The following is a 26,892-nucleotide window of genomic DNA, read 5'->3' on the forward strand; positions in this document are numbered from 1 at the left end:
TTGTATTGCGCGCAGCTGTTGTTTCACTAATGTGTTTTTTGAGTATTAGTCTCTTCTAAAGACAGGCCCTTGCGATTGACGCTGGCCAACAATGATAAAGGAGTTATACATGTCTGTACTGGAAATAAAAAATCTTCACGTCTCCATTGAGGATAAGGAAATTTTGAAAGGACTGAACTTGACCCTGAAAACAGGTGAAATTGCAGCCATTATGGGGCCAAATGGTACAGGGAAATCAACACTCTCTGCGGCTATCATGGGAAACCCTAATTATGAGGTGACTGAAGGTGAAATTTGGTTCGAGGGGCAAAATATTCTTGAGTTAGAAGTGGACGAACGTGCACGTTTAGGCCTTTTCTTAGCGATGCAGTATCCGTCAGAAATTCCAGGAATCACTAATGCAGAGTTTATCCGTGCGGCGATGAATGCTGGCAAGGAGGATGAAGAAAAGATTTCCATTCGCGATTTCATCACTAAATTGGATGAAAAAATGGAACTATTGGGCATGAAAGAAGAAATGGCTGAGCGTTATCTCAACGAGGGATTCTCTGGTGGTGAGAAAAAGCGCAATGAAATTTTACAGCTTCTGATGTTAGAACCTAAATTTGCTCTCCTAGATGAGATTGACTCTGGCTTGGATATCGATGCCCTGAAGGTTGTCTCTAAAGGAGTTAATGCCATGCGCGGTGAAGGATTTGGGGCTATGATTATCACCCACTATCAACGCCTACTCAACTACATTAAGCCTGATGTTGTTCATGTTATGATGGATGGCCGGATTGTTCTTTCAGGTGATGCTGAGTTGGCAGCCCGACTTGAGCGTGAAGGCTATGCCCAAGTAGCTGAAGAGTTGGGATTAGAATACCACGAAGAAGTTTAATAGGCGTCTAATTTAAAACAAGTTTAGGCTAGAATTACCTAGACGTGTTAGAAGAGAGGAGCAACCACCATCTCATGTCAAAGGAATCTATTGTAAAATTTTCACAGGCGCAGGCTGAGCCGGTTTGGCTACGTGAACGGCGTTTAGCAGCTTTTGATCAGATCGAAAATCTGCCTTTGCCTGATATTGAACGTGTTAAGTTTCATCGTTGGAATTTGGGTGACGGTAGAATAGCCGAAAGTGAGGCTAGTAACAATGTGCCTGATTTCACAGCGCTTGGGGATAATCCCAAGCTTGTCCAGCTGGGGACGCAGACGGTACTTGAGCAGCTCTCGGCAGATTTGTTAGAACAAGGTGTTGTGTTTACTGATTTAGCTTCTGCCCTAGAGGAGATCCCAGAGATTATTGAGAGCCACTTTGGTCAAGCACTGGCTCTGAATGAGGATAAATTAGCTGCTTATCACTATGCTTATTTCAACAGCGCAGCTGTTCTGTATGTGCCGGACAATGTTGAAGTCTCCCGACCAATTGAAGGTGTTTTTCTGCAGGATAGCGACAGTGCAGTGCCTTTTAATAAGCATGTGTTGATTATTGCCGGTCGCAATGCGCGTGTGAGTTACTTGGAGCGGTTTGAGTCTATTGGTGATGGCAGTGCTCAAACAACAGCTAATATTAGTGTCGAAGTTATTGCCGGTGCTGGTAGTCAGGTTAAATTTTCCGCTATTGATAGGCTTGGAGATAATTTGACAACCTATATGAGCCGGCGGGGACGTCTAGAGCGTGATGCTACTGTTGATTGGGCTCTTGGCGTTATGAATGAAGGCAATGTGATTGCCGATTTTGATAGCGATCTTAAAGGGGACGGTAGCCATGCTGATCTCAAGGTCGTTGCGGCTTCCAGTGGTCGTCAGGTACAAGGGATCGATACACGAGTAACCAATTATGGGAAAAATTCTGTTGGGCATATTCTCCAACATGGTGTTATCTTAGAACGGGGGACCTTGACCTTTAACGGTATTGGTCATATTATTAAAGGTGCCAAAGGGGCTGACGCCCAACAGGAAAGTCGTGTCCTTATGCTGTCTGATAAGGCGCGCAGTGATGCTAACCCAATCTTGTTGATTGATGAAAATGATGTAACGGCTGGTCATGCAGCCTCGATTGGTCAAATTGATCCAGAGGACATGTATTATCTGATGAGCCGCGGTTTAAAATTTGAAGAAGCTGAACGTCTGGTTATTCGCGGATTCTTAGGAGCTGTTATTACAGAGATCCCCATTAAGGAAGTTCGTGATGAAATGATTTCAGTTCTAGATACAAAGCTGGATAAGCGCTAAATCTTGTTTTAGTTTGCTTTTTGTCGTCTGATTATTGCATTTTATGGGCTAAATCCCATGTAAAAGTGTCGGTAAAAGGAAGGCCCCTTGCGAGTGGGATAAAAAACAGTAATTCAGAAGCATTTGATTTTTCAGTAAGTCCTAATTTTTAGTTGCTGACCTAAGGGGTTGGAGCAAATGTCCTCCCTCCACCAATTATTTGAGATATAACAGTTTGACAGTCCGTTGGCACTGTCAAAGGTTTAAGCCTAGAAGGCGGAAAGCACCCTCTTGCGTCTTGCAAGTAGAACTATAAAAATGCATAAGTCTAGGAAATTTTATCCCATATCTCAAAAATGACTATTTGGCGTCCTTATATCTTATAAAAAGGAGTTTATCATTGTTGGATGCAAGAAAACTGTGGAAAGATTTTTCGATTTTAGACCAGGTAATAAATGATGAGCCATTAGTTTATTTAGATAATGCGGCTACAACGCAAAAACCTCAAGCAGTCCTTGAGGTTTTAGAATCTTATTACCGTACAAATAATGCCAATGTTCATCGTGGTGTACATACCTTAGCTGAACGAGCAACTCAGTCTTATGAAGACAGTCGTGAGAAGTTACGCCTCTTTTTAAATGCGCGTTCAACTAAGGAGATTCTTTTTACGCGCGGAACAACGACGGGGCTCAATTGGGTAGCTCAATTTGCCAAGGAGATTTTACAAACTGGAGATCAAGTTTTGATTTCGGTTATGGAGCATCACTCTAACTTGGTTCCATGGCAGAGAGTCTGTCAGGAAACAGGTGCTGAGTTAGTCTATGTCTATCTAAAAGATGGTCAATTGGATATGGATGACCTCAAATCTAAGCTCAGTGAACGGACTAGATTTGTCAGCCTTGCCCACGTCTCTAATGTTCTGGGTTGCATCAATCCTGTCAAGGCTGTTGCTGACTTAGCTCACCAATATGGTGCTTATATGGTTGTTGATGGTGCGCAATCAGCTCCTCACATGGCTATTGATGTGCAGGATATGGATTGTGATTTTTATGCTCTTTCTGGTCATAAAATGTTAGGTCCGACAGGTATTGGTGTTTTGTATGGTAAAGAAGAGCTTCTCAATCAGATGTCACCAGTTGAATTTGGTGGTGAAATGATTGATTTTGTCTACGAACAGGAGGCAACATGGAAAGAGCTGCCGTGGAAATTTGAAGCGGGGACTCCCAATATTGCTGGAGCCATCGCTTTAGGAGCGGCGGTTGATTATCTAGGTGAGTTGGGAATGGCTAATGTGCAGGAACACGAACAAGAGCTTGTTGATTATGTCTTGCCTCAGTTACAGGCGATTACAGGGCTAACAGTTTATGGGCCGCAGAATTCGTCTCAGCATGCAGGTGTTATTGCCTTTAATTTAGAGGGATTGCATCCTCATGATGTGGCGACAGCCCTAGATTATGAGGGAGTAGCTGTACGAGCCGGTCACCACTGTGCTCAACCCTTGATTAATCATCTGGGTATTCATTCAGCCGTACGGGCTAGTTTTTATATTTACAATACCAAAGAAGATTGTGATCGATTAGTGGATGCAATTTTAAAAGCGAAGGAGTTCTTTAATGGCACTTTCTAGGTTAGATAGTCTTTATAAGGCGGTTGTTGCTGATCACTCTAGGAGTCCTCACCATCATGGTTTTTTAGAAGGAGTTGAGCAATTGCAGCTCAATAATCCAACTTGCGGTGATGTCATCAACCTTTCGGTGAAGTTTAAGGATGGTGTTATTGAGGATATCGCCTTTGCCGGCCATGGTTGTACGATTTCGACTGCTTCGTCTAGTATGATGACAGATGCGGTTATTGGCAAAACCAAGGAGGAGGCGCTTCGTTTGGCGGATATCTTTTCAAAGATGGTCCAAGGAGAAACAGACGACCAGCAAAAAGAGCTAGGTGAAGCTGAGCTCATGGCTGGTGTGTCAAAATTTCCACAGCGTATCAAATGTGCCACCCTCTCATGGAATGCCCTCAAAAAGGCCATCGAACGTAGTGAGATGTAATCGAGATAAGGAGCTACTTATGGAATTTAGTAAATTAATGGCCAATCGTCATTCGACACGTCACTTTAAGGATCAACCAGTCGAGACAGAAATGCTGAAGCAAATTGTTGCAGAAAGCCAGTCAAACGGCTTCTTGGGTTAATTCACAGCCCTGGAAAGTCTATGTAGCGACTGGAAAAACCTTGGAGAAAATAAAGTCAGACCACAGGAGTTTAATCGAAGTTGGACAAAAATCAACTCCGATTTTTCCAGTTCGTTCTCGGACAGGTTTTCAAGAAGATCAGCAGTCTCACATGGCGGCTTGGTCTAATCGCTTAGATAACTTTACAGAGGTTAAAAATGAGACCTTTTGGCAACTTAACCAAGAACTTTTTCAAGCTCCAGTGATTATGTATTTTGCCTTGCCCAAAAACTCACCTGAGTGGTCTATTTTAGATATGGGAGCTTTTTTGCAAACAGCAAGTTTATCGGCCAATAACCAAGGTTTGGCAACCATAGTGGCTTATGAATTAGTTAAATTTCCAGGAAATTTAGCGCAAACCTTACGGGTTGATAGTGCTTATGAGATTGTAATCGGTACGGCCTTAGGCTATGAAAGTGACCATTCTGTTAATACTTTCCGCCCTGAGCGACAATCACTAGACAAAATTTTGAAGATTTTAGACTAAGTTAAAATAGAAAGAGGGAACATGGCAGAAGAAAAAGTAGAGCCAAAACCGATTGACCTCGGTGAATATAAATATGGTTTCCACGATGACGTTACTCCTGTATTTTCAACAGGTAAGGGGATCAGTGAAGAGGTTGTGCGTCGAATGTCGGCGGAAAAAGGCGAGCCTGACTGGATGTTGGACTTTCGCCTAAGGTCCTTAGAAACCTTTAATAAGATGCCTATGCAGGAGTGGGGACCAGATCTCTCAGACATCAACTTTGATGATCTGATTTATTACTCAAAAGCAACAGACAAGGCTGCTCGTGATTGGGATGACGTTCCCGATAAGATCAAGGAAACATTTGAGAGGATAGGGATCCCAGAGGCAGAACGGGCATATCTGGCTGGCGCCTCAGCTCAATACGAGTCAGAAGTGGTCTACCATAATATGAAAGAGGAATATGATAAGCTGGGAATTGTTTTTACAGATACAGACTCAGCGCTCAAGGAATATCCAGACCTCTTTAAACAGTACTTCTCAAAACTGGTTCCTCCCACGGATAATAAGCTGGCAGCTCTCAACTCTGCTTTCTGGTCAGGAGGAACATTCATCTACGTGCCTAAGGGAGTTAAGGTTGATATTCCTTTGCAGACCTATTTCCGCATGAACAATGAGGCGACAGCTCAATTTGAGCGAACCCTGATTATTGTAGATGAAGGAGCTAGTGTCCATTATGTTGAAGGTTGTACAGCGCCGACCTATTCAACGGCCAGTCTTCACGCTGCCATTGTGGAAATTTTTGCCTTGGATGGTGCCTATATGCGTTATTCAACCATTCAAAACTGGTCTGATAATGTCTATAACCTAGTAACCAAGCGGGCTAAGGCAACAAAAAATGCTACCGTCGAGTGGATTGATGGTAATATTGGTGCTAAAACGACTATGAAGTACCCTTCTGTTTACCTTGAAGGTGAGGGAGCGCGCGGGACTATGTTATCTATTGCCTTTGCCAATGAAGGGCAGCACCAAGATACTGGTGCAAAAATGATTCACAATGCGCCCCGCACCTCCTCGTCTATTGTGTCAAAATCTATTGCTCGAAATGGGGGTAAAGTGGATTACCGCGGTCAGGTGACTTTTAATCGTGAATCGACAAAGTCTGTTAGTCATATCGAATGTGATACGATTTTGATGGACGATTTATCTAAATCTGATACCATCCCTTTTAATGAAATCCATAACTCACAAGTAGCCCTTGAGCATGAAGCAAAAGTCTCAAAAATTTCAGAAGAACAGCTCTACTACCTTATGAGTCGAGGATTGTCCGAGCAAGAGGCGACAGAGATGATTGTTATGGGATTTGTCGAACCCTTTACCAAAGAACTGCCAATGGAATATGCTGTTGAGCTTAATCGCTTAATTAGCTATGAAATGGAAGGTTCAGTTGGTTAACTTAAAAATGAAGCTTTAGGAACATTGTTACAAAGATGTTTCTAAAGCTTTTTTATATGTTTCGCGAATAAATAGGTGAATCATATTATGAAAGGAGTTTTGGGCCATGAAAAAAGAAAAATTGGTGGCTTTGACGCTTTTACTTATCTTAAGTGGGGCCTATCTTGTTCCTCCCATAACAAGAGCCGAAACGGCAGAAAGAACGGTTCGCCGGTCTAAGGAAGAAGGGAAAAGTAGCGAGTCGAGCAGCAGTTCGGATGATATTTCTTTTTCTGAGGATTCGACGGAGGTAGAAGAAACTAAGGATGAAGATGAGAACAAGGCGGAAACGCAGACAGAGAGTAGTGCCCAGGAAGTCTCGTTCTCTGCGTCAGACCAGAGTTCAGCAGATTCTAAGGAAACTTTTAAAGATTCTCCTCAGCCATCATCTGAGGATAAAGTAGAAAGTGAGCAGGAGAAAAGTAAAACCGAAATGGCTGATCGTACTGAGGATAGTTCGATCACATCAGAGAGGGCAATGGAGGAAACTGAAATAACGGAAAAAGAGGTTTCTTCAGATGCAGCCAAAGGTTCTTCTTCAGATCTTCCCTCAAGAGACCAGCAAGCGCCTGTTAAATCATATGACCCATTCAATTTATCTTTACCTATATATTCAGAGAGCTCTGGAACGGTCACATCAAGTTCCCAAGCTTCAGTAATTGCTAGCCCATTGTGGAGCGCAACATCGGTTTTTGATAACGATGATGGTGAGGTTACTCCAGCTTTTTCTTATACAAAGTATGTAGAACACTGGTCTGGCAAAAATGCCTACAGTCATAATCTTCTGTCTCATCGCTATGGGATCAAGGCTGAACAACTGGATGGTTACCTCAATTCCTTAGGAATAGCTTACGATCGAAATCGTATCAATGGACAGCGTCTGCTTAAATGGGAAAGAGAGAGCGGCCTAGATGTCCGTGCTATCATTGCTATCGCACTTTTTGAAAGCTCACTAGGAACTGCTGGTGTAGCCAAAGAAGCTGGTGCTAATATGTTTGGTTACGGAGCTTTTGATACTAATGTTAGCAATGCTACTCATTTTTCAGACGAGATTGCTATTAGGCGGATGACTGCTGAAACAATTATTCAAAATAAAAATTGGAGTTTTAAGCGTCAAGATGACAAAGCGACAAAGTACGCTCAAGGACAACTAGATTTATTAACGGAAGGGGGTGTTTATTTTACGGATACTTCCGGTACAGGTAAACGCCGCGCGCAAGCCATGCAGAATATAGATCGCTGGATTGATCAGCACGGGGGAACGCCGACTATCCCTGAAGAACTTAAGAATTTCAGTGGGATTAGCCTTGAGGTCGTCCCCGCAGGTTATCACTTATCTAAGCCAATGCACATAGAAAACTATGTTGCTCTTTCCTATCCTTGGGGGCAGTGTACTTGGTATGTTTATAATCGTGCTCATGAATTGGGCTATCAATTTGATGCCTATATGGGGAATGGCGGTGCATGGATTTACAAATCTGGTTATGAATTAACTCATGAACCCAAGCTAGGCTATGCCGTATCGTTTGCTCCTAATCAGGCCGGTGCTGATCCTAATTATGGCCATGTCGCTATTGTGGAGGAGGTTCGAAAGGATGGATCAATTTTAATTTCTGAATCTAATGCTTTAGGGCTAGGCCTTGTTTCCTATCGCACCTTCACAGCCAAACAAGCAGCAGAGTTGACCTATGTTATTGGGAAAGGGTAAGATTAGGTTAGAATTTTGGGGCTATTGACCAAAAGGGTTCTCTTCGTAAACAAGAAACAAGCTTTTTTGATCCTAGTCTGAACTCAGGCTTTTCTTTGCTATTTGTGTTATAATAACAGCGTTTTATACTTAGCGGTAGTAAAGGAGAAAATTATGTCATATTTTGATAATTTTATAAATGCCAACAGTGCTTATGTTGCATTACATGGGACAAGCCATTTACCGATTAAACCCAAAACAGAAGTAGCTGTTATCACCTGTATGGATGCTCGTTTGCATGTTGCTCCAGCTCTGGGATTAGCACTGGGTGATGCCCATATTCTACGCAATGCAGGCGGTCGGGTAACCGAGGATACTATTCGCTCTCTTGTTATTTCAGAACAACTGCTTGGGACACATGAAATCGTTGTTCTCCACCATACGGACTGTGGCATGCTTACTTTTAAAAATGAAGAGCTAGCTAACCTTGTTGAGAGTAAGTTAAACCAAAATGTACATGATCATGATTTTCGTCCATTTGATGATCTTGAAGCCAGTGTTCGAGAGGATGTCAACCTCTTACGAGACTCTCCGTTAATTCCAGATGATATTATCATATCTGGTGCTATCTATGATGTTGATAGCGGCCGCATTTCAGCAGTTGAGTGCTAGGGACGTCAGCCTAAGACTTTGGGCTGATTTTTCTTTTGGCCTATTGACAATCTTTGGGATATACCGCTATACTGAAACTATTATTAAATAAGTAAGCGAGAAATATTATGTCCGATAATCATATGACTTACCGTATTGATAGCCATATGCAATTTCCTTTAGTTGAGATATTTTTAGAAGCTGGGGAGTCAGCTTATATCCAACGAGGCAGCATGGTCTACCACACGCCGTCTATTAGCTTGAACACAAAGCTTAACGCTAAAGGTGCAGGTCTTGGTAAAATCTTTAAGGCTGTTGGTCGTTCTGTAGTTTCAGGGGAGTCGGCCTTTATTACACAGGCGATTGCTAATGGTAATGATGGTCGTTTGGCGATTGCTCCTTCAATGCCGGGTCAGATTATTGCCTTAGAGCTTGGAGCTAAACAATACCGTCTCAATGATGGTGCTTTTCTGGCCTTGGATGGCTCGGCCCAGTATACCATGGAGCGCCAGTCTGTCGGTCGTGCCTTCTTTGGTGGGCAAGGTGGGCTCTTTGTCATGTCAACAGAAGGAGTTGGCACCTTACTGGCTAACAGTTTCGGTTCTATTCAGAAGCTGGAGCTTGATCAACAGGAGATTACGATTGATAATGCACATGTTGTCGCTTGGTCTAAGGAATTAGATTATCAGATTCACCTAGAGAATGGCCTTTTGCAGTCGTTTGGTACAGGCGAAGGAATTGTTAATACCTTCCGGGGAAGTGGTGAAGTTTATGTTCAAAGTCTCAATATCGAGACTTTCTCTCAGGTTATTGGCGGCCATTTAACGGTTTCAAATACGAACAGTAATGGTTCAGGAATTTTAGGGTTGATGTAATTGAACTTTTGGTTTTATAGCCTATCTTGTGGCTAGAGGTCTATGCCGTTACTACCTTAATAAAGGGTTAATGGAAATCTAGGGAGTTGTTATACTGCCCTGGATTTTTATTTATTAAAAGTCAACAAGTCCATCTTAACGACTTATCAGCCGAATGTTACCACTTATGAGAGTTCCCTTGTTTATAGCAGCAGACTTGCTATAATAAAGTTACTAGAGATGGAAAGGTAATTCTTATGAAGATTAGGGTTGAGCTGGATAAAAGATTAGAGACTCTTGAAGTTGTTTTAAAAACGCCTAATCTTAGTGGTAAAGTAGATGAAATCTGCCGTTTACTCAGTTGTATGGATAGGGCACCTTTTCCATTGTATAAAGGGACGAGTGAATATTTTATTGACTTAGCAGAGCTCCTTTTCTTTGAAACTGAGGGAGCAAATATTTATGCCCATACTAAGGAGGACGCTTATAGGGTCAAAATGAGGCTCTATGAGCTAGAAGACAGATTACCTGCTTACTTTTGCCGTATCTCAAAATCGGCTATTGTTAATGTTCAAACTATCTATTCTCTGGATAAATCATTTTCAGGAACCAGTACGATCCATTTTGAAGATACACACAAGCAGATTCATGTTTCGCGTCACTATTATCAATATTTGAAAGACAAGCTAAATGAAATGAGGTAGGTTCTATCATGAAAAAGTATTTCTTAGGTATCGTTTTGCTCTTTTTATCTGTTTTTCTATTATTTAAAGACTATTTAATGCCTTCTCCCCTATCCATTTGGGCACTACTTGCCCTGGTCTTCTTGGCCTATCATGCTATTAAAAACCTACTGACAGGTTCTATCATGGGACTAGGAATCTGTGGCGTTTTGATAGTTATTATCCTAAATAGTCAGTACCATTTTGTTCGCATTGAGACTTGGACACTGTTCTTAGCTGCTATCCTTGCCTGCATTGGCTTGGAATTAATTTTTAAGCCTGAGCATAAATGGCACAGGACTCTGACCTATGGACGATTCTATTCCTCCTCCAATGATGGGAAAGAATATAATTTTGGCAATTCTACTCGCTATATTCATAATGATAATTTTCTGTCAGATAAAGCAGAGGTCAATTTTGGAAATTCCACTATTTATTTTGATAATGCCTTAATTTTAGGTGATACTGCTAATTTTGAGGTAGAAGTCAATTTTGGTAATATTACCCTTTATATTCCCAAAGATTGGTATGTTGATTTGCAAGTAAAGACCGCCTTGGGAATGGCTCAAGCTCCGCAAAGGCTATCCGGTCAGAATAAGCGTTTAGTTGTGACCGGTGACGTTAATTTTGGACGACTGAGCATTGAATATATTTGAACTGGAAGAGCTGGAACCAGATATTAATCCTATGGGAATTATGGATGACAGTGGAGCTATAATGTTTATGTCTGGCTCAGACTCATACTTACCAATTTATCTTAGCTGTTGTATGATTGTTTCAACGTTATAACGTCCCCATTCATTAAGTTTTTCTAAAAATGATTTGAGCTCATTATCTGAAAAATGGGCTTTAATAATATAACAGGCTCGACCTGCTGTTTTATAAAATTCGTCAATACTAGGCTGACTGGCTAAAAAGTTCTCGAATGATTGGAATTTATTATTATCCATGTACACTAAAATGAATTGTTGAGTTGTATATTGAATAGAGGCTGTAAAAGCCCTAATCGTGCCTGATTCTTGCAACTTGATGATTCGCTGTCCAACGGCTTGTCCTGTCAAATGGACGATTTTTCCGATTTCTTTATTATTTAGGCGGCTATTTGATTTTAAAAGTTCAATAATCTGTAGATCCATTTGATCCATAAACTAATTCCTTTCATGTTGAAATGATAGAAGTAATTATTTTTTCACCAAAGTATGTTCAAACAGGTTAGAAATATTTATACTTAATCATATCAAAAATTAAAGGAGTAGCAAATGAAACAAGCATTGATTGTTATTGATGTCCAGAAGGACTACTTTCCTGGTGGTAAGTATGAGCTAGTTAAGGCTGATGAGGCGCTAGATTCTATTAATCAACTAATAAGGCTATTTAATAAGAAGGAACTACCTGTTATTTATATCCAGCATATTAATGAAAGTGAGGATGCCCCGTTTTTTGTAAGAGGGACCCAAGGTGCGGAAATGCACTCAAACCTGATTCAATTAAACGGTTCAATTGTTATTCAAAAACAGTTTCCTAACAGCTTTTTGAATACTGAGTTGGAAATTTTTCTTAAAAAATTAGGCGTCTCACAGCTGGTTATAACAGGGATGATGACTCACATGTGTATTGACTCAACCACAAGGGCTGCTTATGAAAAAAGTTACAATCCTATAGTGATTGAGGATACTACAACAACTAGGGATTTATATTATGGCTCCCAGTTAGTAAAAGCTGAAAATGTCCAATTAAGTTTTTTAGTGTCTCTTCAGAGATTTGCAGAGGTTTTAACAACAGTGGATTTTATCAAGAGGCAAAGTTTCTAGTTAACATCATAATTCCTCATATTTGTGCTATAATAAAAAGGATCGCAAACGGCTAATTAAGTGGTTTGCTTTCTGTTCTTTTAGGACAGCTATAACAGGAAAATAGGAGACAGTAGAAGACTATGTCTAATGAAATTCGTGTGCGTTACGCACCAAGTCCAACGGGATTGCTACATATCGGAAATGCGCGGACAGCGCTCTTTAATTATCTTTATGCTCGTCACTATGGCGGTACCTTTGTCATTCGTATTGAGGATACGGATCGCAAGCGCCATGTTGAAGATGGCGAGCGTTCCCAGCTGGACAATTTACGCTGGTTGGGAATAGACTGGGATGAGAGCCCAGAAACTCATGAAAATTATCGTCAGTCCGAACGCCTGCCTCTATACCAAAAATATATTGACCAACTCTTGGAGGAAGGAAAGGCTTACAAGTCTTATGTGACAGAAGAAGAACTTGCAGCTGAGCGTGAGCGTCAAGAAGCAGCTGGTGAAACACCTCGTTATATCAATGAATATCTGGGGATGAACGAGGAAGAAAAAGCAGCTTATGTTGCTGAGCGTGAGGCAGCCGGTGTTATCCCAACGGTTCGTTTGGCTGTTAATGATGCCAGTATTTATAAATGGACTGATATCGTTAAAGGTGACATTGAGTTTGAAGGCGGCAATATCGGTGGTGATTGGGTTATTCAGAAACGCGATGGTTATCCAACTTACAACTTTGCCGTTGTCATTGATGACCACGATATGCGAATTTCCCATGTTATCCGCGGCGATGACCATATCGCCAACACCCCTAAACAGCTCATGGTCTATGAAGCACTCGGCTGGGAGGCACCAGAGTTTGGCCATATGACCTTGATCATCAACTCTGAGACTGGTAAAAAACTGTCGAAGCGTGATACCAACACCCTTCAATTTATCGAGGACTACCGTAAAAAAGGTTATCTGCCAGAAGCAGTCTTTAACTTTATCGCTCTTCTGGGTTGGAATCCAGGTGGAGAAGATGAAATCTTCTCACGCGAGGAGTTGATCAAATTCTTTGATGAAAATCGTCTCAGCAAGTCACCAGCTGCTTTTGACCAAAAGAAGCTGGACTGGATGAGCAACGAGTACATCAAGAAGGCTGATTTTGATAAGGTTTTTGAGCTTTGCAAACCATTCCTTGAGGCAGCAGGACGTCTGACCGATAAGGCTGAGAAATTAGTCCAGCTCTACCAGCCTCAGCTAAAATCGGCTGATGAAATTGTTCCTCTAACTGACCTCTTCTTTGAAGACTTTCCAGAATTGACACAGGAAGAGAAGAATTTCATGGCTGGTGAGACGGTTCCGACAGTGCTTGAAGCTTTTAAGGCTAAGTTAGAAGCTATGTCTGATGAGGATTTTGTTGTTGAAAACATCTTCCCACAAATTAAGGCCGTTCAAAAAGAAACGGGTATCAAGGGCAAGAACCTCTTCATGCCGATTCGCATTGCAGTATCTGGGGAAATGCACGGGCCTGAATTACCCGACACAATCTATCTCTTAGGTAGAGAAAAATCAATTGAGCACCTTACCAATATGTTGGAGAGCTTGAGGTAGGGACAACGTTTCTCTATAGCTCTGTAGAACTCATTTAAATTGGTAGATTATAGCAGAGTGTTTAGGTCGCTCTGCTTTTAATGTAGGAAATAATTTACAGTCTTTTTACTTTCTATTGGAGGCAGCTTATGGTATACTAGACACGATTGGTGATAAGTTTGCTTACTGTAAAAGTTGGCTTCTAATGGAAAGCTGCCTTAGAGAATGGGGGAGAGATATATTCTCAAGGCGATTGTAACGGCTTCTCCTAGCCAAGCCAATTATAAGACATACTGTTCACTGTTTTGGACATCCCCCGAATGGTCGGGGGATTTTTTATTTTCAATGAAGATAGCGTGTTGTTATTTTAATTATAAAATAATATAATAATTCAAACAGTAGTTGAAATTAGGATAAGAAGTTATGAATATATTTATTTTAGAGGATAATCTCATCCAACAGACGCGGATAAAAACGCTGGTAACAGAGATCTTGCGTGAAGAAGGGACATCAGCTCGTCAGTTTGGGGTCTTTTCCAAGGCAGAAAATTTATTAGAGGCGATTGCGGAAAAGGGAAATCACCAGCTCTTCCTTTTGGATATTGAAATTAAAGGCGAGACCAAAAAGGGATTGGAAACCGCAGCTGAAATTCGGCAGATTGATCCGGCAGCTGTCATTGTGTTTGTGACCACCCACTCAGAATTTGCTCCGATCAGTTTTAAATATAAGGTATCAGCCCTAGATTTTATTGATAAGACTGGAACAGATGAGGAATTTAAAATTGATTTACGGGAGGCAATCAGATATACAGCTGACCACATGCATCGTTCTGAAGAGGTGGATGAGGTCTTTACCTTTGAGTCGGCTCAGGCGCGTGTCCAATTGCCTTTTAAGGATATTTACTACTTTGCGACTTCCCCTACCCCTCATAAGGTGATGCTGATGACAAAAAGTGAGCGGCTGGAATTTTACGGCAATCTTTCTGAAATTGCTGAAGTAGATTCCCGACTCTTCTCCTGCCACCGATCTTTCCTTGTCAATCTGGATAATATTAGCCGTGTGGATAAGGCAGAGCTTCTTGCTTTCTTTGAAAATGGAGATTCCTGTCCGGTCTCTCGTCTGAAATTAAAGTCTCTTATGAAAGAATGGGAGCAAAGACGTCAGGGTGCTTAGGCAGTTCAAGATTATTTTTGACATTTCAGGACAAAAAAACGACAATTCAAGACATAGCGGTTTAAAAAATAGAGATTTGAGATATACTAGTGAACGTAGGGATGAAGTTTTCTATTAGTTTCTCTCTCCCAAGTCTTTCACTAATAGGAAACAGACGCAAACTTATCCCGAACTTCTTATTTATTCGAAACCCATTTCTCATCTCTCTCCCAATATACTTGTGAAATGGAAAGAAACCTGCCCAAACGGCAGGTTTCTTTTTGTCTTAAAAAGTTTTATTAATCAGATTAATAGATTGTTCATTTTTATGTGTATATTCTACTTTATTATGCATAAAAATCAAAAAAATGGCAAAAAATCGATAAAAATACAAAAAACACTTGACGAGTGAATAAAAATACCATACAATAGGGCTCGTAAGGTTGAGATATACAAAAAACAACCAAAAAAATAAGAAAAGAGAAATAATTATGTCAAAAGAGAAAGTTATTCTAGCTTATTCGGGGGGGCTCGATACCTCAGTTGCTATCACTTGGTTGAAAAAGGACTACGATGTTGTTGCGGTCTGTATGGATGTTGGTGAAGGAAAGGATCTTGAGTTTATTCATGATAAGGCTCTAAGTGTTGGAGCAGTTGAGTCTTATGTCCTTGATGTTAAAGATGAGTTTGCGCAAGATTATGTGCTGCCAGCTCTTCAAGCCCATGCCTACTACGAACAAAAATATCCGCTGGTATCAGCCCTCAGCCGTCCGGTGATTTCTAAGAAATTGGTTGAGATTGCCCACAAGACAGGGGCAACAACTATCGCTCATGGTTGTACTGGTAAAGGGAATGATCAGGTTCGTTTCGAAGTGGCCATTGCAGCTCTTGATCCAAGTTTGAAAGTTATTGCCCCAGTAAGGGAGTGGAAGTGGTCACGTGAAGAAGAAATCGAATACGCTAAAGCTCATGGTGTACCGGTTCCTGCCGATCTTGACAATCCATATTCAGTCGACCAAAATCTTTGGGGACGTGCTAACGAATGTGGTGTTCTTGAAAATCCTTGGAATGAAGCACCAGAAGATGCCTTTGGGATTACAAACCCGGTAGAAGAAGCTCCTGATACCCCTGAGTTTGTAGAAATTACTTTTAAGGAAGGTAAGCCAGTTGCTCTTGATGGTCAGGAAATGAAACTGGCTGATCTTATCCAAAAATTGAACGACCTCGCTGGCAAACATGGAGTGGGACGTATTGACCATGTGGAAAATAGGCTTGTCGGTATCAAATCTCGGGAAATCTATGAATGCCCAGGGGCTATTACCCTTTTGACGGCCCACAAAGAGATCGAGGATCTGACCTTGGTGCGTGAAGTATCGCATTTCAAGCCTATCCTTGAAAACGAGCTGTCAAACTTGATTTACAATGCTCTGTGGTTCAGCCCAGCGACACAAGCTATTCTTGCTTATATCAAGGAAACGCAAAAAGTAGTTAACGGTACTGCCAAAGTAAAATTGTACAAGGGTTCTGCTAAGGTTGTGGCTCGTAAATCACCAAATTCCTTGTACGATGAAAATCTTGCCACATATACTTCAGCAGATAGCTTTGATCAGGATGCTGCGGTTGGTTTCATCAAGCTTTGGGGACTGCCAACACAGGTTAATGCCCAGATTAATAAGCCAGGTGAATAGTTGAGGTGACTGGTGGTATCAGAGCTGTTTCTAAGAGTATAGCCACTATTACTCGTTGTTTCAGACGGACTGTAGTGATTGAGGGCAAGCTATAATCAATCAGCTCAGCCTTATAGTTCGCTAGTGTGCCTGAATTAGAGGTTTTAAGAAGAGAGCTTCCGAGCTGACTGAGCTTCAGCATTTGAGTTGTGGCTGCTTTATAGGCTTTACTATCAGCCTTTGAATTTTTATCAGATTATTGAAGCAGTCCGGCTATTTTAAAATAGAGGGGAAGCCTTATCAGATAATCACAGTCAGAGAGCTGGATCTGAGACTCTTTTCTTATTATTTTCGATTCTCGATTGGGAGATTCAGTGAGGTCTCCTACGAGCTTGAATAAGGTGAACCAGTGAGTTCCTTTCAAGGGGCTGTCCCGTGAGGCCGTTAAAACTAGCTGTGACATAGGCTAGTTTTTTTGATAGAATGAGGAAGTACTGTTTTGTCACTGCTAGGCTTTTTGGCTGTGGCAGGATGATCAAATTGGCTGATAATTATTCGAAAAGATCAGAAAGGAATGGGGAGTTGCATAAGCTAATGCAACTGTCCTAGAAAATACAATGGCAGAAAATCATAAACTGTGGGGCGGCCGTTTTGAAGCTGGCCTTGAAAAATGGGTTGAAGAGTTTGGAGCTTCTATCTCTTTTGACCAAAAGATGGCAGAATTTGATCTAAAGGGGTCGCTGGCTCACGTGACAATGCTGGGTGAGACGGGAATCATTACTCAGGCTGAGTCTGCTCAAATTAAAGCTGGCTTGGAAGAGTTGTTGCAGGACTTTAAGGCTGGGAAGCTGGTGTTTGATATCAGCAATGAAGATATCCACATGAACTTGGAGTCATTGTTGACTCAAAAGATCGGCCCAGTAGCAGGGAAACTTCATACTGCCCGCTCACGTAACGATCAGGTTGCGACAGATATGCATCTCTACCTTCAGGCTAAGTTGAGTGAGGTCATTGATAAATTGCATCATCTGCGTCAGATTTTGGTCGAGTTAGCTGCTGAGCATACTGATACGATTATGCCGGGTTATACGCACTTGCAGCATGCTCAGCCCATTTCCTTTGGGCACCATCTGATGGCCTACTACAATATGTTTACCCGTGATAGCGAGCGATTTGAGTTCAACCAAAAACATACCAATATTTCCCCTCTGGGGGCAGCAGCTCTTGCTGGAACGACCTTTCCTATTGATCGTGAAATGACAGCTCAGTTGATGGGATTTGAACAACCTTACAGTAATTCTCTGGATGCTGTATCTGACCGCGATTTTATTTTAGAATTTCTTGCAAATGCTAGTATCTTAATGATGCATATGAGCCGGATTTGTGAAGAAATCATCAGCTGGTGTTCCAACGAGTTTAAATTTGTTACCCTGTCAGACACTTTTTCAACAGGGTCGTCTATTATGCCGCAAAAGAAAAATCCGGATATGGCAGAGTTAATTCGTGGCAAAACTGGGCGTATTTATGGTAACTTAACTGGTCTTTTGACCGTGATGAAGTCCTTGCCTTTAGCCTACAATAAGGATTTGCAGGAGGACAAGGAGGGCATGTTTGATACGGTGGAAACTATTACGGTTGCTATTGATATTCTAGCTGGAATGCTGGACAGCATGACTGTCAATGATGTCCATATGGCTGAATCGACTGAAAAAGACTTCTCTAATGCAACCGAGCTGGCTGATTACTTAGCAGTTAAGGGAGTGCCTTTCCGTCAGGCTCATGAAATCGTTGGTAAGCTGGTACTGGAGTGCACCAAGAATGGTCATTACTTGCAGGATCTTCCTCTGGAGCGTTACCAAGAAATTTCAGATCTAATTGAGGAGGATATCTATGTGACCTTGCAGTCCAAAACAGCTGTAGAGCGCCGCAATTCTCTAGGAGGGACAGGTTTTGAACAGGTTGAATGGCAAGTTGAACAGGCTAAGAAGGCTTTGGATAGGTCGTTTTTTTGAGAACAACCGAGCGAGCTGTTTATAAGTAAGATTTTCTATCAGGATAGTCCAAAATCTGAGGGATTTTGGGCTTTTTGGTCTTTTGTGGTATAATAAAGAATAATTTCGAGTGTTTGGAGACCGTGGTGAAAAAGACTTATCGAGTAAAGCGTCATCAAGATTTTCAGGCTATTTTTGGTCAGGGTAAGAGTGTAGCCAACCGAAAATTCGTCGTCTACAGTCTTGAGAGGCCGCAAAAACATTTCAGGGTGGGCTTATCTGTCAGCAAGAAGCTGGGGAATGCTGTCACCCGCAACCGTGTTAAACGAAAATTGAGGCATATTTTGATGGAGCTCTCGCCTGATCTGACAAAACATGATTTTGTTGTGATTGCCAGAAAAGGAGTGGAGGACTTGAACTATCAGGAAGTGAAGCAAAATTTGAAGCATGTATTAGCACTTGCTCAGCTGTATCGGAAAGGAAATGACTGTGAAGAAAACCATGAAGCTTAGTGGACTGGCTTTAGCCGCCCTTATCTTTTTATCGGCTTGCGGACGCAACGGCGAAGTGACCAGTTCCTCGACAGGCTGGGATCAGCTAGTCTATGGATTCGGTCGGGCTATCCAATTTATGTCGTTTGGTGGCTCGGTTGGTATCGGTATTATTCTTTTTACTCTTTTGGTTCGGATTGCCCTGATTCCTCTCTATAATCGTCAGATTAAATCTAGTCAGGAAATGCAGGAATTGCAGCCAGAACTCAAACGTATTCAAAAAGAATATGCGGACGATCGCAATATGCAGGCCCTAAAAACCCAGGAACTTTACAAGGAGAAAGGAATCAACCAATGGGCAGCTTTCCTGCCTTTAGTGATTCAGTTTCCTGTAATGTTGGCGCTCTATCAGGCCTTGATCAGGGTACCAGAGCTCAGTCGCGGTAGCTTTTTGATTTGGAATCTTGGTCGTAACGATACAACTTATATTTTGCCAGTCTTAGCAGCGCTCTTTACTTTCTTGTCCATGTGGCTGAGCAACAAGGCTGCCAAAGAGAAAAATGGTTTCATGACAGCAACTAGTATTATCATGCCCCTCTTTATTCTCTGGATTGGCGCCCGTTTCACCAGCGGTATCGCTCTCTATTGGGCTATCGGTAATGCTTTTCAGGTTGTTCAGATGCTGATTTTCAACAACCCCTTTAAGATTATTGCCGAGCGCGAGCGTCAGGAGCGTGAGGCCAAAGAGAGGGAAGCGAAAATTCGTCGTGCTAAGAAGAAGGCGCGTAAAAGACGTTAAGTAAACGCATCAGAAGGTAGATATTTTTTTCTGTTAGCGAAGGAGAAGATAGATTATGGTTAAATTCACAGGTAACACTGTTGATGAGGCAATTGAGAACGGCTTACGTGAACTCGATATCACGAGGACTAAGGCCTCTATCCGTGTCCTATCCCGTGGAAAGAAAGGATTTTTTGGTTTTTGGAAGAAGCCAGCGGAGGTCGATGTCGAAGTCATTAATCGCACGACGGTTTCTCAGGCTGATCAAGAAATTGTCCGCAGTTTACCAAGAGCTTTAAGTAAGCAAGAAGTGTCTGAAGAAGCTCTGAAACAAGAGCAACTGGAAGCTCGTAAGGTTACCAGTATTATCAAGTATTTAGAAAAGCGTGGACAGATTGTCAATGATAATGTGAAATCAGAAATGCTGGATGCCAGACGATCGGTGACGGCTATTCTCAGCGACTTACTGCCAGATGAGATTGTCGAGGAGTATCGTCGGAAGAAAGAGGAGCTGGATGAAGAAGGACTGGATTGGGAGGATGAGTTAGACGATAGTTCAGCGGATGTTGTTGCCTTATCGCAGCAGCAAGAGGTGTCTGAAGGGGGGGCTGTTGCAGCGCCGGAGATAGCAGTTTCTAAAGGAGTGGAAATTGCTGTAGCGGCTTCAACTGCCCATTCATCATCAGAAGCTGATTCCTTTGAAGCTTTTGTCGCCAGTGAGTTTGATCAAGTAGAGTCGTTGACCAGCAAAGATATCGAAAAGGCTGCAACAGATGTGGCTTCCTATATAGAAGCTATTATCTATGAAATGGATGTTGAAGCCAGTCTGACCACCAGACATACTAACCGTCAAATCACTGTTCAGATTGAAACACCTGAAGCAGGACGTGTTATCGGTTATCATGGGAAGGTACTCAAATCTCTGCAGGTTTTGGCACAAAATTATTTACATGACCACTATTCGCGCGCTTTTTCTATCACGCTCAATGTGCATGATTATGTCGAGCGGCGGATGGAGACCCTGAGTGAATTTGCTAAAAAAATTGCCTATAGGGTTATGGATAGCGGTAAATCTTATGCTATGGATAGTATGAGCAATGATGAGCGCAAAATTGTGCATAAGACCATTGCTAATATTAAGGGGGTTGACAGCTATTCAGAAGGAAGGGATCCTAAGCGTTATGTCGTTGTGATTCCCGACAGGACTTAGCAATAATGTAAGGGAGCTGGACGCGTACGGTCTGGTTCTTTTTTGAGGAAAATTTTAAATAAGTGATATCTTTTTTTTTGCTACCACTTACCTCCTTGTTTTTACCGCTTACCGGTATTTCAGTCACGAGAAGGAGCTTTTTTGCTACTATATGATGTGGAGGTGGGAGATATGTTAATGGAAACAAAATCATTAAGCAAAGTCTATGCTAATCAGACAGTTGTGGATCAGCTTGATTTACAGATTCCCAAGGGCAGTTTGGTAGCTTACTTAGGAACCAATGGTGCCGGAAAATCAACGACAATTAAAATGTTAACAGGACTTTTAAAACCAAGCTTTGGTGAGATTAAGGTCCTTCCTCAGGTCAAGATTGGTATTGTCTTTCAAGACAGCGTGCTTGATGAAGAATTGACTGTCAAGGCTAATCTCAACAACCGTGCAGGTCTGTATCGTCAAATTGACAGGGACTGGTTGACTGATTTGATTGATATGACTGGTTTGAAGGACTTTTTTCATCAAAAATACGGCACCTTATCTGGCGGTCAGCGCCGCCGCGTCGATATTGCGCGTGCTCTTATCAGTAAGCCTGACCTCCTTTTTCTTGACGAGCCCACGACAGGGTTGGATATTCAGACGCGTCAGATGATTTGGGATTTGCTCTATCGCTTGAAAAAGGAAGAGGGTTTGACTATTTTTTTGACAACGCATTATCTAGAAGAAGCTGAAAATGCGGAAGTGACCTATGTCATTGATCAAGGAAAAATTTTAGCACAGGGAACAGCCTTTGAATTAATCAAGGAATATGCAAAGAGTCAGCTCCTTTTAAAAACAAAGGACCAGCAAAAATTACTTGATTTCCCTTATGAGATAAGGAGGGTCGAAGCGGGCTATCTGGTGGAAGGATTATCCTCTCAGGAGGTTATTACTATACTTGCTAACTATCAGGACAGTATTATCGATTTTGAATTTAAACAAGGGACAATTAATGAAGCTTTTATGGCTATTACTGGAAGGGAGATTGACTAATGTTAGTTATTATTAAACGAAATCTAGCACTTTATTTTAGCAATAAGGCTAGTGTTTTTTTCTCCCTTATGGGGGCTTGGATTGCCTTTGCACTCTATATTATCTTCCTGCAAAAAAATATGCTGGATGCTTGGAGCAGTCTGGACCATCCAGAAAAATTCTTAGATAAATGGGTAATGGGAGGTATTCTAGCGGTTACTAGCATTACGACGACCTGGTCTAGTGCTGTGCGTCTGGTTCGTGATAAGGAAAGTCAAAAATTTAATGATTTTTTGCTGACAGAGACCTCTGCTTTTAAATTGAATCTTGGCTATCTTATCAGCACCAGCTTGATCGGCAGTATTATGCAGTTGGTCATGTATGGTGTTATGTCGCTCTATTTTGCCTGGCAGGATGGTTTAGGGTTTGATGGAGCTTCTCTTCCTAAAATTCTGGGACTCATGCTCTTGAGCTCGATCATGGCAGCTATCCTTAATTTGATCATCTTGCAATTTATTCATTCTGTTGAAGTTGCGGAACGCTTGGCTGTTATTATCGGGACAGCGTCTGGTTTTTTAGTTGGGGTTTACATGCCGATCGGTGGTTTGCCAGATATGGCTCAAAAGGTGATTAAATTAGTTCCAGGAGCCTATGTTGCTGCGGCTTTCCGTCAGATTCTCATCGGGGGTAAGATTCCTAAATGGCAGTCTCCCTTAGATTTAAAGGAATACCTAGGCATTAGCCTGGTTGTAAAGGATCATGTTATGACCTTGTCACAGAATGTTTTATTAAGTGCTGGTGTCACGCTTGTCAGCTTGCTTGTTTTGAGTATTCTTCTATTTGTCAAGAAGTCAGTTTTGCGATAAACTGATAAGAGTATTGGGGCAAAGTTTGAGTTGCTAGTGTAAATTCTGGTATGATTAATTAGGCATTTCTTGCTTGTCCAAAGACCAGAGCTGGGTTCTCCGGAATTTTGAGGCGGATTGGTGGTGGAATGCAGTAATACTATGCCAAGGGGGCAGAGAGACAGATGAATTACCGCTTTGAAGAAGATAAGAGCTTGGACCGGGAAGCAATTGAGGTAGTGGTTCGCAGCCAAATACTAAATGCAGAGGTGCAGCAAGTTTTGAATTATCTATCGGCTTACCAAACCGAGACTCCAGCCGTGTTGCCGCTTAAAACAGCTGATCGTATTGAAATGCTTAAGGTGCAAGATTTGATCTTTGTTGATGTCGATGGCAGCAGTTTGATCTTAGAAACCTTGCAGGGGCGCTATCAGATCAATGAGCGACTCTATAGGTTCAGTCAACAGCTCAATAATCCAGATTTTGTACAGGTATCTAAGCATGCCCTCTTGAATATTAACCATCTGGAAGCTTTGGAGGCCAGTTTTTCTGGTAACATGCTAGCTATTCTGACAGGGAAACGCAGACTAGATGTCAGCCGTCGCTATCTGCGCAATTTAGAGGAACGTTTAGGTTTATGAGGTAAGAAAATGAAGAGATTTTTGAGAAAAATGGCCCTATACGCTCTTATAGGTGTCGGCTTTGGTGGTTTCACCTATGTTGTCATCCTCTGGTTAAATGGTGCAGAAAGTCAGTCTGTGGAACAGATTGCCAATGTTGTATGGATCAGTGCTTTAATAGGATTGATTTCCATGATTTTTAGCTTTGAACGTCCTTCTTTTATAGCCCAGCTATTCCTTCATTTTTGTTTGGTCTATAGTCTGGTTATTCTTATGAATAGATTAAATGATTATGATGGGACTCTTTTTTCCCTCAGTTCGTTTGGTAACTTTATTTTATGCTATCTTATTATTTGGGGAATAGTTTATAGTATATGGATTCATCGTATTGATAAGATTAACCATAAGCTAGCTGAAAAAAAGAAGAGTAAATCTTGACAAGCGTACCCATTTCCTATAGAATAATAAGGTATGTTTAGTAACTGATCACAATAATAGCCGGCTAAACGAATACGAAAATCTTAGAGGAGGTATTCAAGGTGAAACGTACGTATCAACCAAGTAAAATTCGTCGCCAACGTAAGCACGGATTCCGTCACCGTATGTCAACTAAAAACGGCCGCCGCGTGCTAGCAGCCCGCCGTCGTAAGGGACGTAAGGTATTGTCAGCTTAAGGGTGATAATGAATAAAAAGCCAATTCTTACTCGAGGGAATTGGCTTTTTAGATTTTTCTTGACCCTGCAGTAAAATACCTTATAATGGAGGGAGTGAAAAGATTGGAGATTTTTATGACTTTCAAAAAGGTGATTGTCAGCTTGCTGGCCTTGTTGGTCCTTGTCGGCTTGAGCGCATGTGGCGGTAGCAAGACACCTGATAATACTACAAATACTACCAGCAATAGTCAGGCTAGTCGGCAGCAGTCTGATTATCAGAAATTTGTTGCCGGTGAAAGGGATATCCGTAATCATTATGAGTACGCAGGGGATCAGCTATTGTTGTCGCAGACAAGGACAGTTGTCCTTTACTCGGCTTTGGGCGTTGATTCACCAGAGGCTGCGCAGGCTCACTATGAACAAAACGGTGCGACTAAGTGGGATGGTATCGAAGGCATTGAGCATAAGGTTGATTATCAGACAGATCGCCTGATAGAGGAGACAACTATTGATTATACCAAGGTTGATTTACAAGCTAATGCTGAACTTTTGCAGATTCAGTTGACAGATGGAAAAGCCCCCGATCAGATTAGTTACAGCCAAACCATTCAAGCCTTGCTAGCTGGTGGTTACACTGAGGTAAAAGATGGTAAATTCCAAGAGCTAAACTAAGGAATAAGATAGCAGAGCTCAAATATGATTTGGGCTCTTTTTATCTGGACTTTGTGATAAAATAAAGGCATGAATATATTCGATACCCATACTCATTTAAACGTAGAAAATTTTGCAGGAAAAGAAGCAGAAGAAATTGCAGCAGCGCGTGAACTCGGTGTGACTAAGATGAATATTGTTGGTTTTGATGAACCGACGATTAAGCGGAGTTTGGAATTGTCTGCCCAGTTTTCTGAGCTTTATTCGACTATCGGCTGGCATCCGACTGAGGCTGGTTCTTACACGCAGGAAGTGGAGAATATGATTGTTAGTCATTTGTCCAATTCGCGCGTGGTTGCTCTTGGTGAGATTGGGCTGGATTACCACTGGATGGAAGATCCTAAGGACGTTCAGATTGAGGTCTTTAAACGCCAAATCCAGCTATCTAAGGACCATGACCTGCCTTTTGTGGTGCATACCCGTGATGCCCTAGAGGACACTTATGAGGTCGTTAAGGAGGTTGGCGTCGGCCCCCGTGGTGGGATCATGCACTCCTACTCAGGATCCTTGGAAATGGCACAGCGTTTTGTCGAACTTGGCATAATGATTTCCTTTTCGGGTGTGGTCACCTTTAAGAAGGCTCTGGATGTGCAGGGAGCAGCGCAGAAGTTACCGCTGGATAAAATCCTCGTCGAAACAGACGCACCCTATCTGGCACCAGTGCCTAAACGTGGCCGGGAAAACCACACGGCCTATACTCGTTATGTCGTCGATAAAATTGCAGAACTCCGAGGTATGACTGTGGAGGAAGTGGCTGAAGCTACGACTGAAAATGCTCTGCGCATTTTTGGAATTGACTGCTAAGATGAAGAAAAAGACGATATGACTGACACGATCAAGGATTACTGGGTTCGTTGTTGTAGGAAGTTACATTTACCAGAAGATACCAAGTATGAGGCGTGGAGCTTTGGAAACACTAAAGAGATGGCAGACGAGCCAGCGGATTTAGTGAATAGAAAGATTAAAACGGCTACAACCTCAGCCTATGAATTGTATGAGCTTGGAGAGTGGGTGCCCCAGATTGGGGAATACAACATCATCCTCAATGGTTCGGATGAACCTGTTTGTGTCACGCAAACAAAAGTGACCTATATCATGCCCTATCATTTGATTTCACCTGAGCATGCCTGGCATGAGGGAGAAGGTGATAGGAGTTACGCCTATTGGAAAAAGGTTCATGATGATTTTTTCACTCAGGAATACCAAAAAGTCGGAAAAGAGTTTTATGAACAAGCCCCTATGCTGAGTGAAGTATTTGAAAAGGTTTATTAACTCTCCTTAGTAGATAGTGAATTCATATCAAAAATAAAAATAATGGAAAATAAGATAAAAATACAAGAAGTCCTCGTCGTTGAGGGCAAGAGTGACACTGCTAACCTGCGTCGTTTCTATGAGGTTGATACCTACGAAACCAAGGGTTCGGCAATTACTGATGACGATTTAGAAAGGATTGCTTACCTCAATGACTTGCGTGGGGTGATTGTCTTTACCGACCCAGACTACAATGGCGAGCGCATTCGCAAAATTATCATGGAGGCTGTACCGACCGCTAAACATGCTTTTCTTAACCGTGATGAGGCTGTACCAAAATCAAAAACTAAGGGACGCTCGCTCGGTGTTGAGCATGCTAGATTTGAGGACCTGCAAAAAGCTCTGTCTGGGGTTCTTGGCAGCTACGATGATGACAATCGTTTTGATATTACTCAATCGGATCTTATCCGTCTTGGGCTTCTCATGGGAGCTGACAGTCGCAAGCGCCGTGAATACCTAGGTGAACAGCTGCGTATCGGCTACACTAACGGTAAGCAACTCCTCAAGCGATTGGAACTTTTCGGTGTGACCTTGGCGGAAGCGGAAGAAGTGATGGAGAGATATGAGAGTGAAAGCGAGTGATATTTTGGAGATTAAATATGACAAATATAATATCAGTTATTATTGTTTTAGTTATTATTTCGATATACTTTGAATATAAAAAATACCTGTGGTGCTAGTTGAAATATCTGCAGTTATGTGCAAAGAAAGCTTGCTGTAAAAACAATTCCATTCCAGTAAGACTTCTAGCTAGTGGTCTTTCAATATCAAATAAACGACAAAGTGAC

The 26,892-nt window shown here is 41.9% G+C and carries 29 protein-coding genes and 3 pseudogenes; 30 read left to right on the plus strand and 2 right to left on the minus strand.

Features of this window, described 5'->3' with window-relative positions; all coding sequences use genetic code 11:
* Window positions 1-109 precede the first annotated feature (109 nt).
* The 12 genes from sufC (at window position 110) to AC4HAO_RS09420 (ending at window position 10,955) form a co-directional block, all read left to right on the plus strand.
* Window positions 110-880: a Fe-S cluster assembly ATPase SufC gene (gene sufC, locus AC4HAO_RS09365; RefSeq protein WP_491093599.1), complete on the plus strand. Its 771-nt coding sequence runs from the start codon at window positions 110-112 to the stop codon at window positions 878-880.
* A 74-nt stretch (window positions 881-954) separates the two neighbouring features.
* Complete coding sequence (sufD, locus tag AC4HAO_RS09370) at window positions 955-2,217, plus strand: Fe-S cluster assembly protein SufD (protein ID WP_491135208.1); 1,263 nt, start codon at window positions 955-957, stop codon at window positions 2,215-2,217.
* Between the two features lie 379 nt (window positions 2,218-2,596).
* Window positions 2,597-3,823, plus strand: coding sequence for a cysteine desulfurase (locus AC4HAO_RS09375; RefSeq protein WP_491135209.1), 1,227 nt, complete (start codon window positions 2,597-2,599; stop codon window positions 3,821-3,823).
* Window positions 3,810-4,244 carry a Fe-S cluster assembly sulfur transfer protein SufU gene (sufU, locus tag AC4HAO_RS09380; RefSeq protein WP_491093596.1) on the plus strand — a complete coding sequence of 145 codons (435 nt, stop codon included), beginning with the start codon at window positions 3,810-3,812 and terminating at the stop codon, window positions 4,242-4,244. Before AC4HAO_RS09375 ends, sufU begins: the two co-directional genes overlap by 14 nt.
* A gap of 19 nt (window positions 4,245-4,263) precedes the next feature.
* Window positions 4,264-4,386, plus strand: a complete 123-nt coding sequence (locus AC4HAO_RS09385) for a nitroreductase family protein (protein ID WP_491093595.1) — start codon at window positions 4,264-4,266, stop codon at window positions 4,384-4,386.
* Window positions 4,352-4,912 (plus strand): nitroreductase family protein, encoded by a 561-nt coding sequence (locus tag AC4HAO_RS09390; RefSeq protein WP_491135211.1) that lies wholly within the window; start codon window positions 4,352-4,354, stop codon window positions 4,910-4,912. The genes AC4HAO_RS09385 and AC4HAO_RS09390 overlap by 35 nt, the downstream gene beginning before the upstream one ends.
* A gap of 21 nt (window positions 4,913-4,933) precedes the next feature.
* Window positions 4,934-6,346, plus strand: coding sequence for a Fe-S cluster assembly protein SufB (sufB, locus tag AC4HAO_RS09395; RefSeq protein ID WP_491135212.1), 1,413 nt, complete (start codon window positions 4,934-4,936; stop codon window positions 6,344-6,346).
* A gap of 106 nt (window positions 6,347-6,452) precedes the next feature.
* Window positions 6,453-8,093: a CHAP domain-containing protein gene (locus tag AC4HAO_RS09400; RefSeq protein WP_491135213.1), complete on the plus strand. Its 1,641-nt coding sequence runs from the start codon at window positions 6,453-6,455 to the stop codon at window positions 8,091-8,093.
* 153 nt (window positions 8,094-8,246) lie between these two features.
* On the plus strand, window positions 8,247-8,744 hold the full coding sequence (locus tag AC4HAO_RS09405) for a beta-class carbonic anhydrase (protein ID WP_491093591.1): 498 nt from the start codon (window positions 8,247-8,249) through the stop codon (window positions 8,742-8,744).
* A gap of 107 nt (window positions 8,745-8,851) precedes the next feature.
* Window positions 8,852-9,598: a TIGR00266 family protein gene (locus AC4HAO_RS09410; RefSeq protein ID WP_491093590.1), complete on the plus strand. Its 747-nt coding sequence runs from the start codon at window positions 8,852-8,854 to the stop codon at window positions 9,596-9,598.
* 236 nt (window positions 9,599-9,834) lie between these two features.
* Window positions 9,835-10,281 (plus strand): LytTR family DNA-binding domain-containing protein, encoded by a 447-nt coding sequence (locus tag AC4HAO_RS09415; protein WP_491093589.1) that lies wholly within the window; start codon window positions 9,835-9,837, stop codon window positions 10,279-10,281.
* An 8-nt stretch (window positions 10,282-10,289) separates the two neighbouring features.
* Window positions 10,290-10,955: a LiaF transmembrane domain-containing protein gene (locus AC4HAO_RS09420; protein ID WP_491135214.1), complete on the plus strand. Its 666-nt coding sequence runs from the start codon at window positions 10,290-10,292 to the stop codon at window positions 10,953-10,955.
* Window positions 10,956-11,051: 96 nt separating this feature from the next.
* Here AC4HAO_RS09420 and AC4HAO_RS09425 read toward each other — a convergent pair whose 3' ends face one another.
* A complete protein-coding gene (locus AC4HAO_RS09425) occupies window positions 11,052-11,444 on the minus strand; it encodes an Lrp/AsnC family transcriptional regulator (RefSeq protein ID WP_491093587.1) in 393 nt (130 codons plus the stop codon).
* 114 nt (window positions 11,445-11,558) lie between these two features.
* Here AC4HAO_RS09425 and AC4HAO_RS09430 point away from each other — a divergent pair, with 114 nt between their 5' ends.
* The 18 genes and pseudogenes from AC4HAO_RS09430 to rnmV all read left to right on the plus strand — a co-directional run bounded on the left by AC4HAO_RS09430 (window position 11,559) and on the right by rnmV (window position 26,686).
* Entirely contained in the window at window positions 11,559-12,110 is a 552-nt protein-coding gene (locus tag AC4HAO_RS09430; protein ID WP_491135215.1) for a cysteine hydrolase family protein, read from the plus strand.
* A gap of 122 nt (window positions 12,111-12,232) precedes the next feature.
* On the plus strand, window positions 12,233-13,690 hold the full coding sequence (gene gltX / locus AC4HAO_RS09435) for a glutamate--tRNA ligase (protein WP_491135216.1): 1,458 nt from the start codon (window positions 12,233-12,235) through the stop codon (window positions 13,688-13,690).
* Window positions 13,691-14,092: 402 nt separating this feature from the next.
* A complete protein-coding gene (locus AC4HAO_RS09440) occupies window positions 14,093-14,842 on the plus strand; it encodes a response regulator transcription factor (protein WP_447451748.1) in 750 nt (249 codons plus the stop codon).
* Window positions 14,843-15,312: 470 nt separating this feature from the next.
* Window positions 15,313-16,509: an argininosuccinate synthase gene (locus AC4HAO_RS09445; RefSeq protein ID WP_491135217.1), complete on the plus strand. Its 1,197-nt coding sequence runs from the start codon at window positions 15,313-15,315 to the stop codon at window positions 16,507-16,509.
* A 596-nt stretch (window positions 16,510-17,105) separates the two neighbouring features.
* Window positions 17,106-18,500, plus strand: a complete 1,395-nt coding sequence (argH, locus tag AC4HAO_RS09450) for an argininosuccinate lyase (RefSeq protein WP_491135218.1) — start codon at window positions 17,106-17,108, stop codon at window positions 18,498-18,500.
* A gap of 125 nt (window positions 18,501-18,625) precedes the next feature.
* Window positions 18,626-18,991, plus strand: a complete 366-nt coding sequence (rnpA, locus tag AC4HAO_RS09455; RefSeq protein ID WP_447451751.1) for a ribonuclease P protein component — start codon at window positions 18,626-18,628, stop codon at window positions 18,989-18,991.
* Window positions 18,969-19,769, plus strand: coding sequence for a YidC/Oxa1 family membrane protein insertase (locus AC4HAO_RS09460; RefSeq protein ID WP_447451963.1), 801 nt, complete (start codon window positions 18,969-18,971; stop codon window positions 19,767-19,769). Before rnpA ends, AC4HAO_RS09460 begins: the two co-directional genes overlap by 23 nt.
* 55 nt (window positions 19,770-19,824) lie before the next feature.
* Window positions 19,825-20,302, plus strand: a pseudogene (locus tag AC4HAO_RS09465) (Jag N-terminal domain-containing protein); the annotation flags it as partial.
* A 227-nt stretch (window positions 20,303-20,529) separates the two neighbouring features.
* A pseudogene (locus tag AC4HAO_RS09470) lies at window positions 20,530-20,958 on the plus strand (Jag family protein); the annotation flags it as partial.
* A 171-nt stretch (window positions 20,959-21,129) separates the two neighbouring features.
* Entirely contained in the window at window positions 21,130-21,984 is an 855-nt protein-coding gene (locus AC4HAO_RS09475) for an ABC transporter ATP-binding protein (protein WP_491093581.1), read from the plus strand.
* Window positions 21,984-22,829 (plus strand): ABC transporter permease, encoded by an 846-nt coding sequence (locus tag AC4HAO_RS09480; protein ID WP_491135219.1) that lies wholly within the window; start codon window positions 21,984-21,986, stop codon window positions 22,827-22,829. Before AC4HAO_RS09475 ends, AC4HAO_RS09480 begins: the two co-directional genes overlap by 1 nt.
* Window positions 22,830-22,993: 164 nt before the next feature.
* A complete protein-coding gene (locus tag AC4HAO_RS09485; RefSeq protein ID WP_491093615.1) occupies window positions 22,994-23,449 on the plus strand; it encodes a LytTR family DNA-binding domain-containing protein in 456 nt (151 codons plus the stop codon).
* A 9-nt stretch (window positions 23,450-23,458) separates the two neighbouring features.
* Window positions 23,459-23,866 (plus strand): DUF3021 domain-containing protein, encoded by a 408-nt coding sequence (locus AC4HAO_RS09490; RefSeq protein WP_491093579.1) that lies wholly within the window; start codon window positions 23,459-23,461, stop codon window positions 23,864-23,866.
* Window positions 23,867-23,967: 101 nt separating this feature from the next.
* A complete protein-coding gene (gene rpmH, locus AC4HAO_RS09495) occupies window positions 23,968-24,102 on the plus strand; it encodes a 50S ribosomal protein L34 (protein ID WP_002885866.1) in 135 nt (44 codons plus the stop codon).
* A gap of 115 nt (window positions 24,103-24,217) precedes the next feature.
* Window positions 24,218-24,754, plus strand: a complete 537-nt coding sequence (locus AC4HAO_RS09500) for a DUF1307 domain-containing protein (protein WP_491135220.1) — start codon at window positions 24,218-24,220, stop codon at window positions 24,752-24,754.
* A gap of 69 nt (window positions 24,755-24,823) precedes the next feature.
* Window positions 24,824-25,597: a TatD family hydrolase gene (locus tag AC4HAO_RS09505; protein WP_491135221.1), complete on the plus strand. Its 774-nt coding sequence runs from the start codon at window positions 24,824-24,826 to the stop codon at window positions 25,595-25,597.
* Window positions 25,598-25,615: 18 nt separating this feature from the next.
* A complete protein-coding gene (locus tag AC4HAO_RS09510) occupies window positions 25,616-26,065 on the plus strand; it encodes an ASCH domain-containing protein (protein WP_491135222.1) in 450 nt (149 codons plus the stop codon).
* Window positions 26,066-26,107: 42 nt separating this feature from the next.
* Window positions 26,108-26,686, plus strand: coding sequence for a ribonuclease M5 (rnmV, locus tag AC4HAO_RS09515; protein ID WP_491135223.1), 579 nt, complete (start codon window positions 26,108-26,110; stop codon window positions 26,684-26,686).
* Between the two features lie 94 nt (window positions 26,687-26,780).
* Here the strand turns inward: rnmV and AC4HAO_RS09520 are convergent.
* A pseudogene (locus tag AC4HAO_RS09520) lies at window positions 26,781-26,892 on the minus strand (IS982 family transposase); the annotation flags it as partial.

This window comes from Streptococcus sp. ELY_137 (assembly GCF_058314515.1).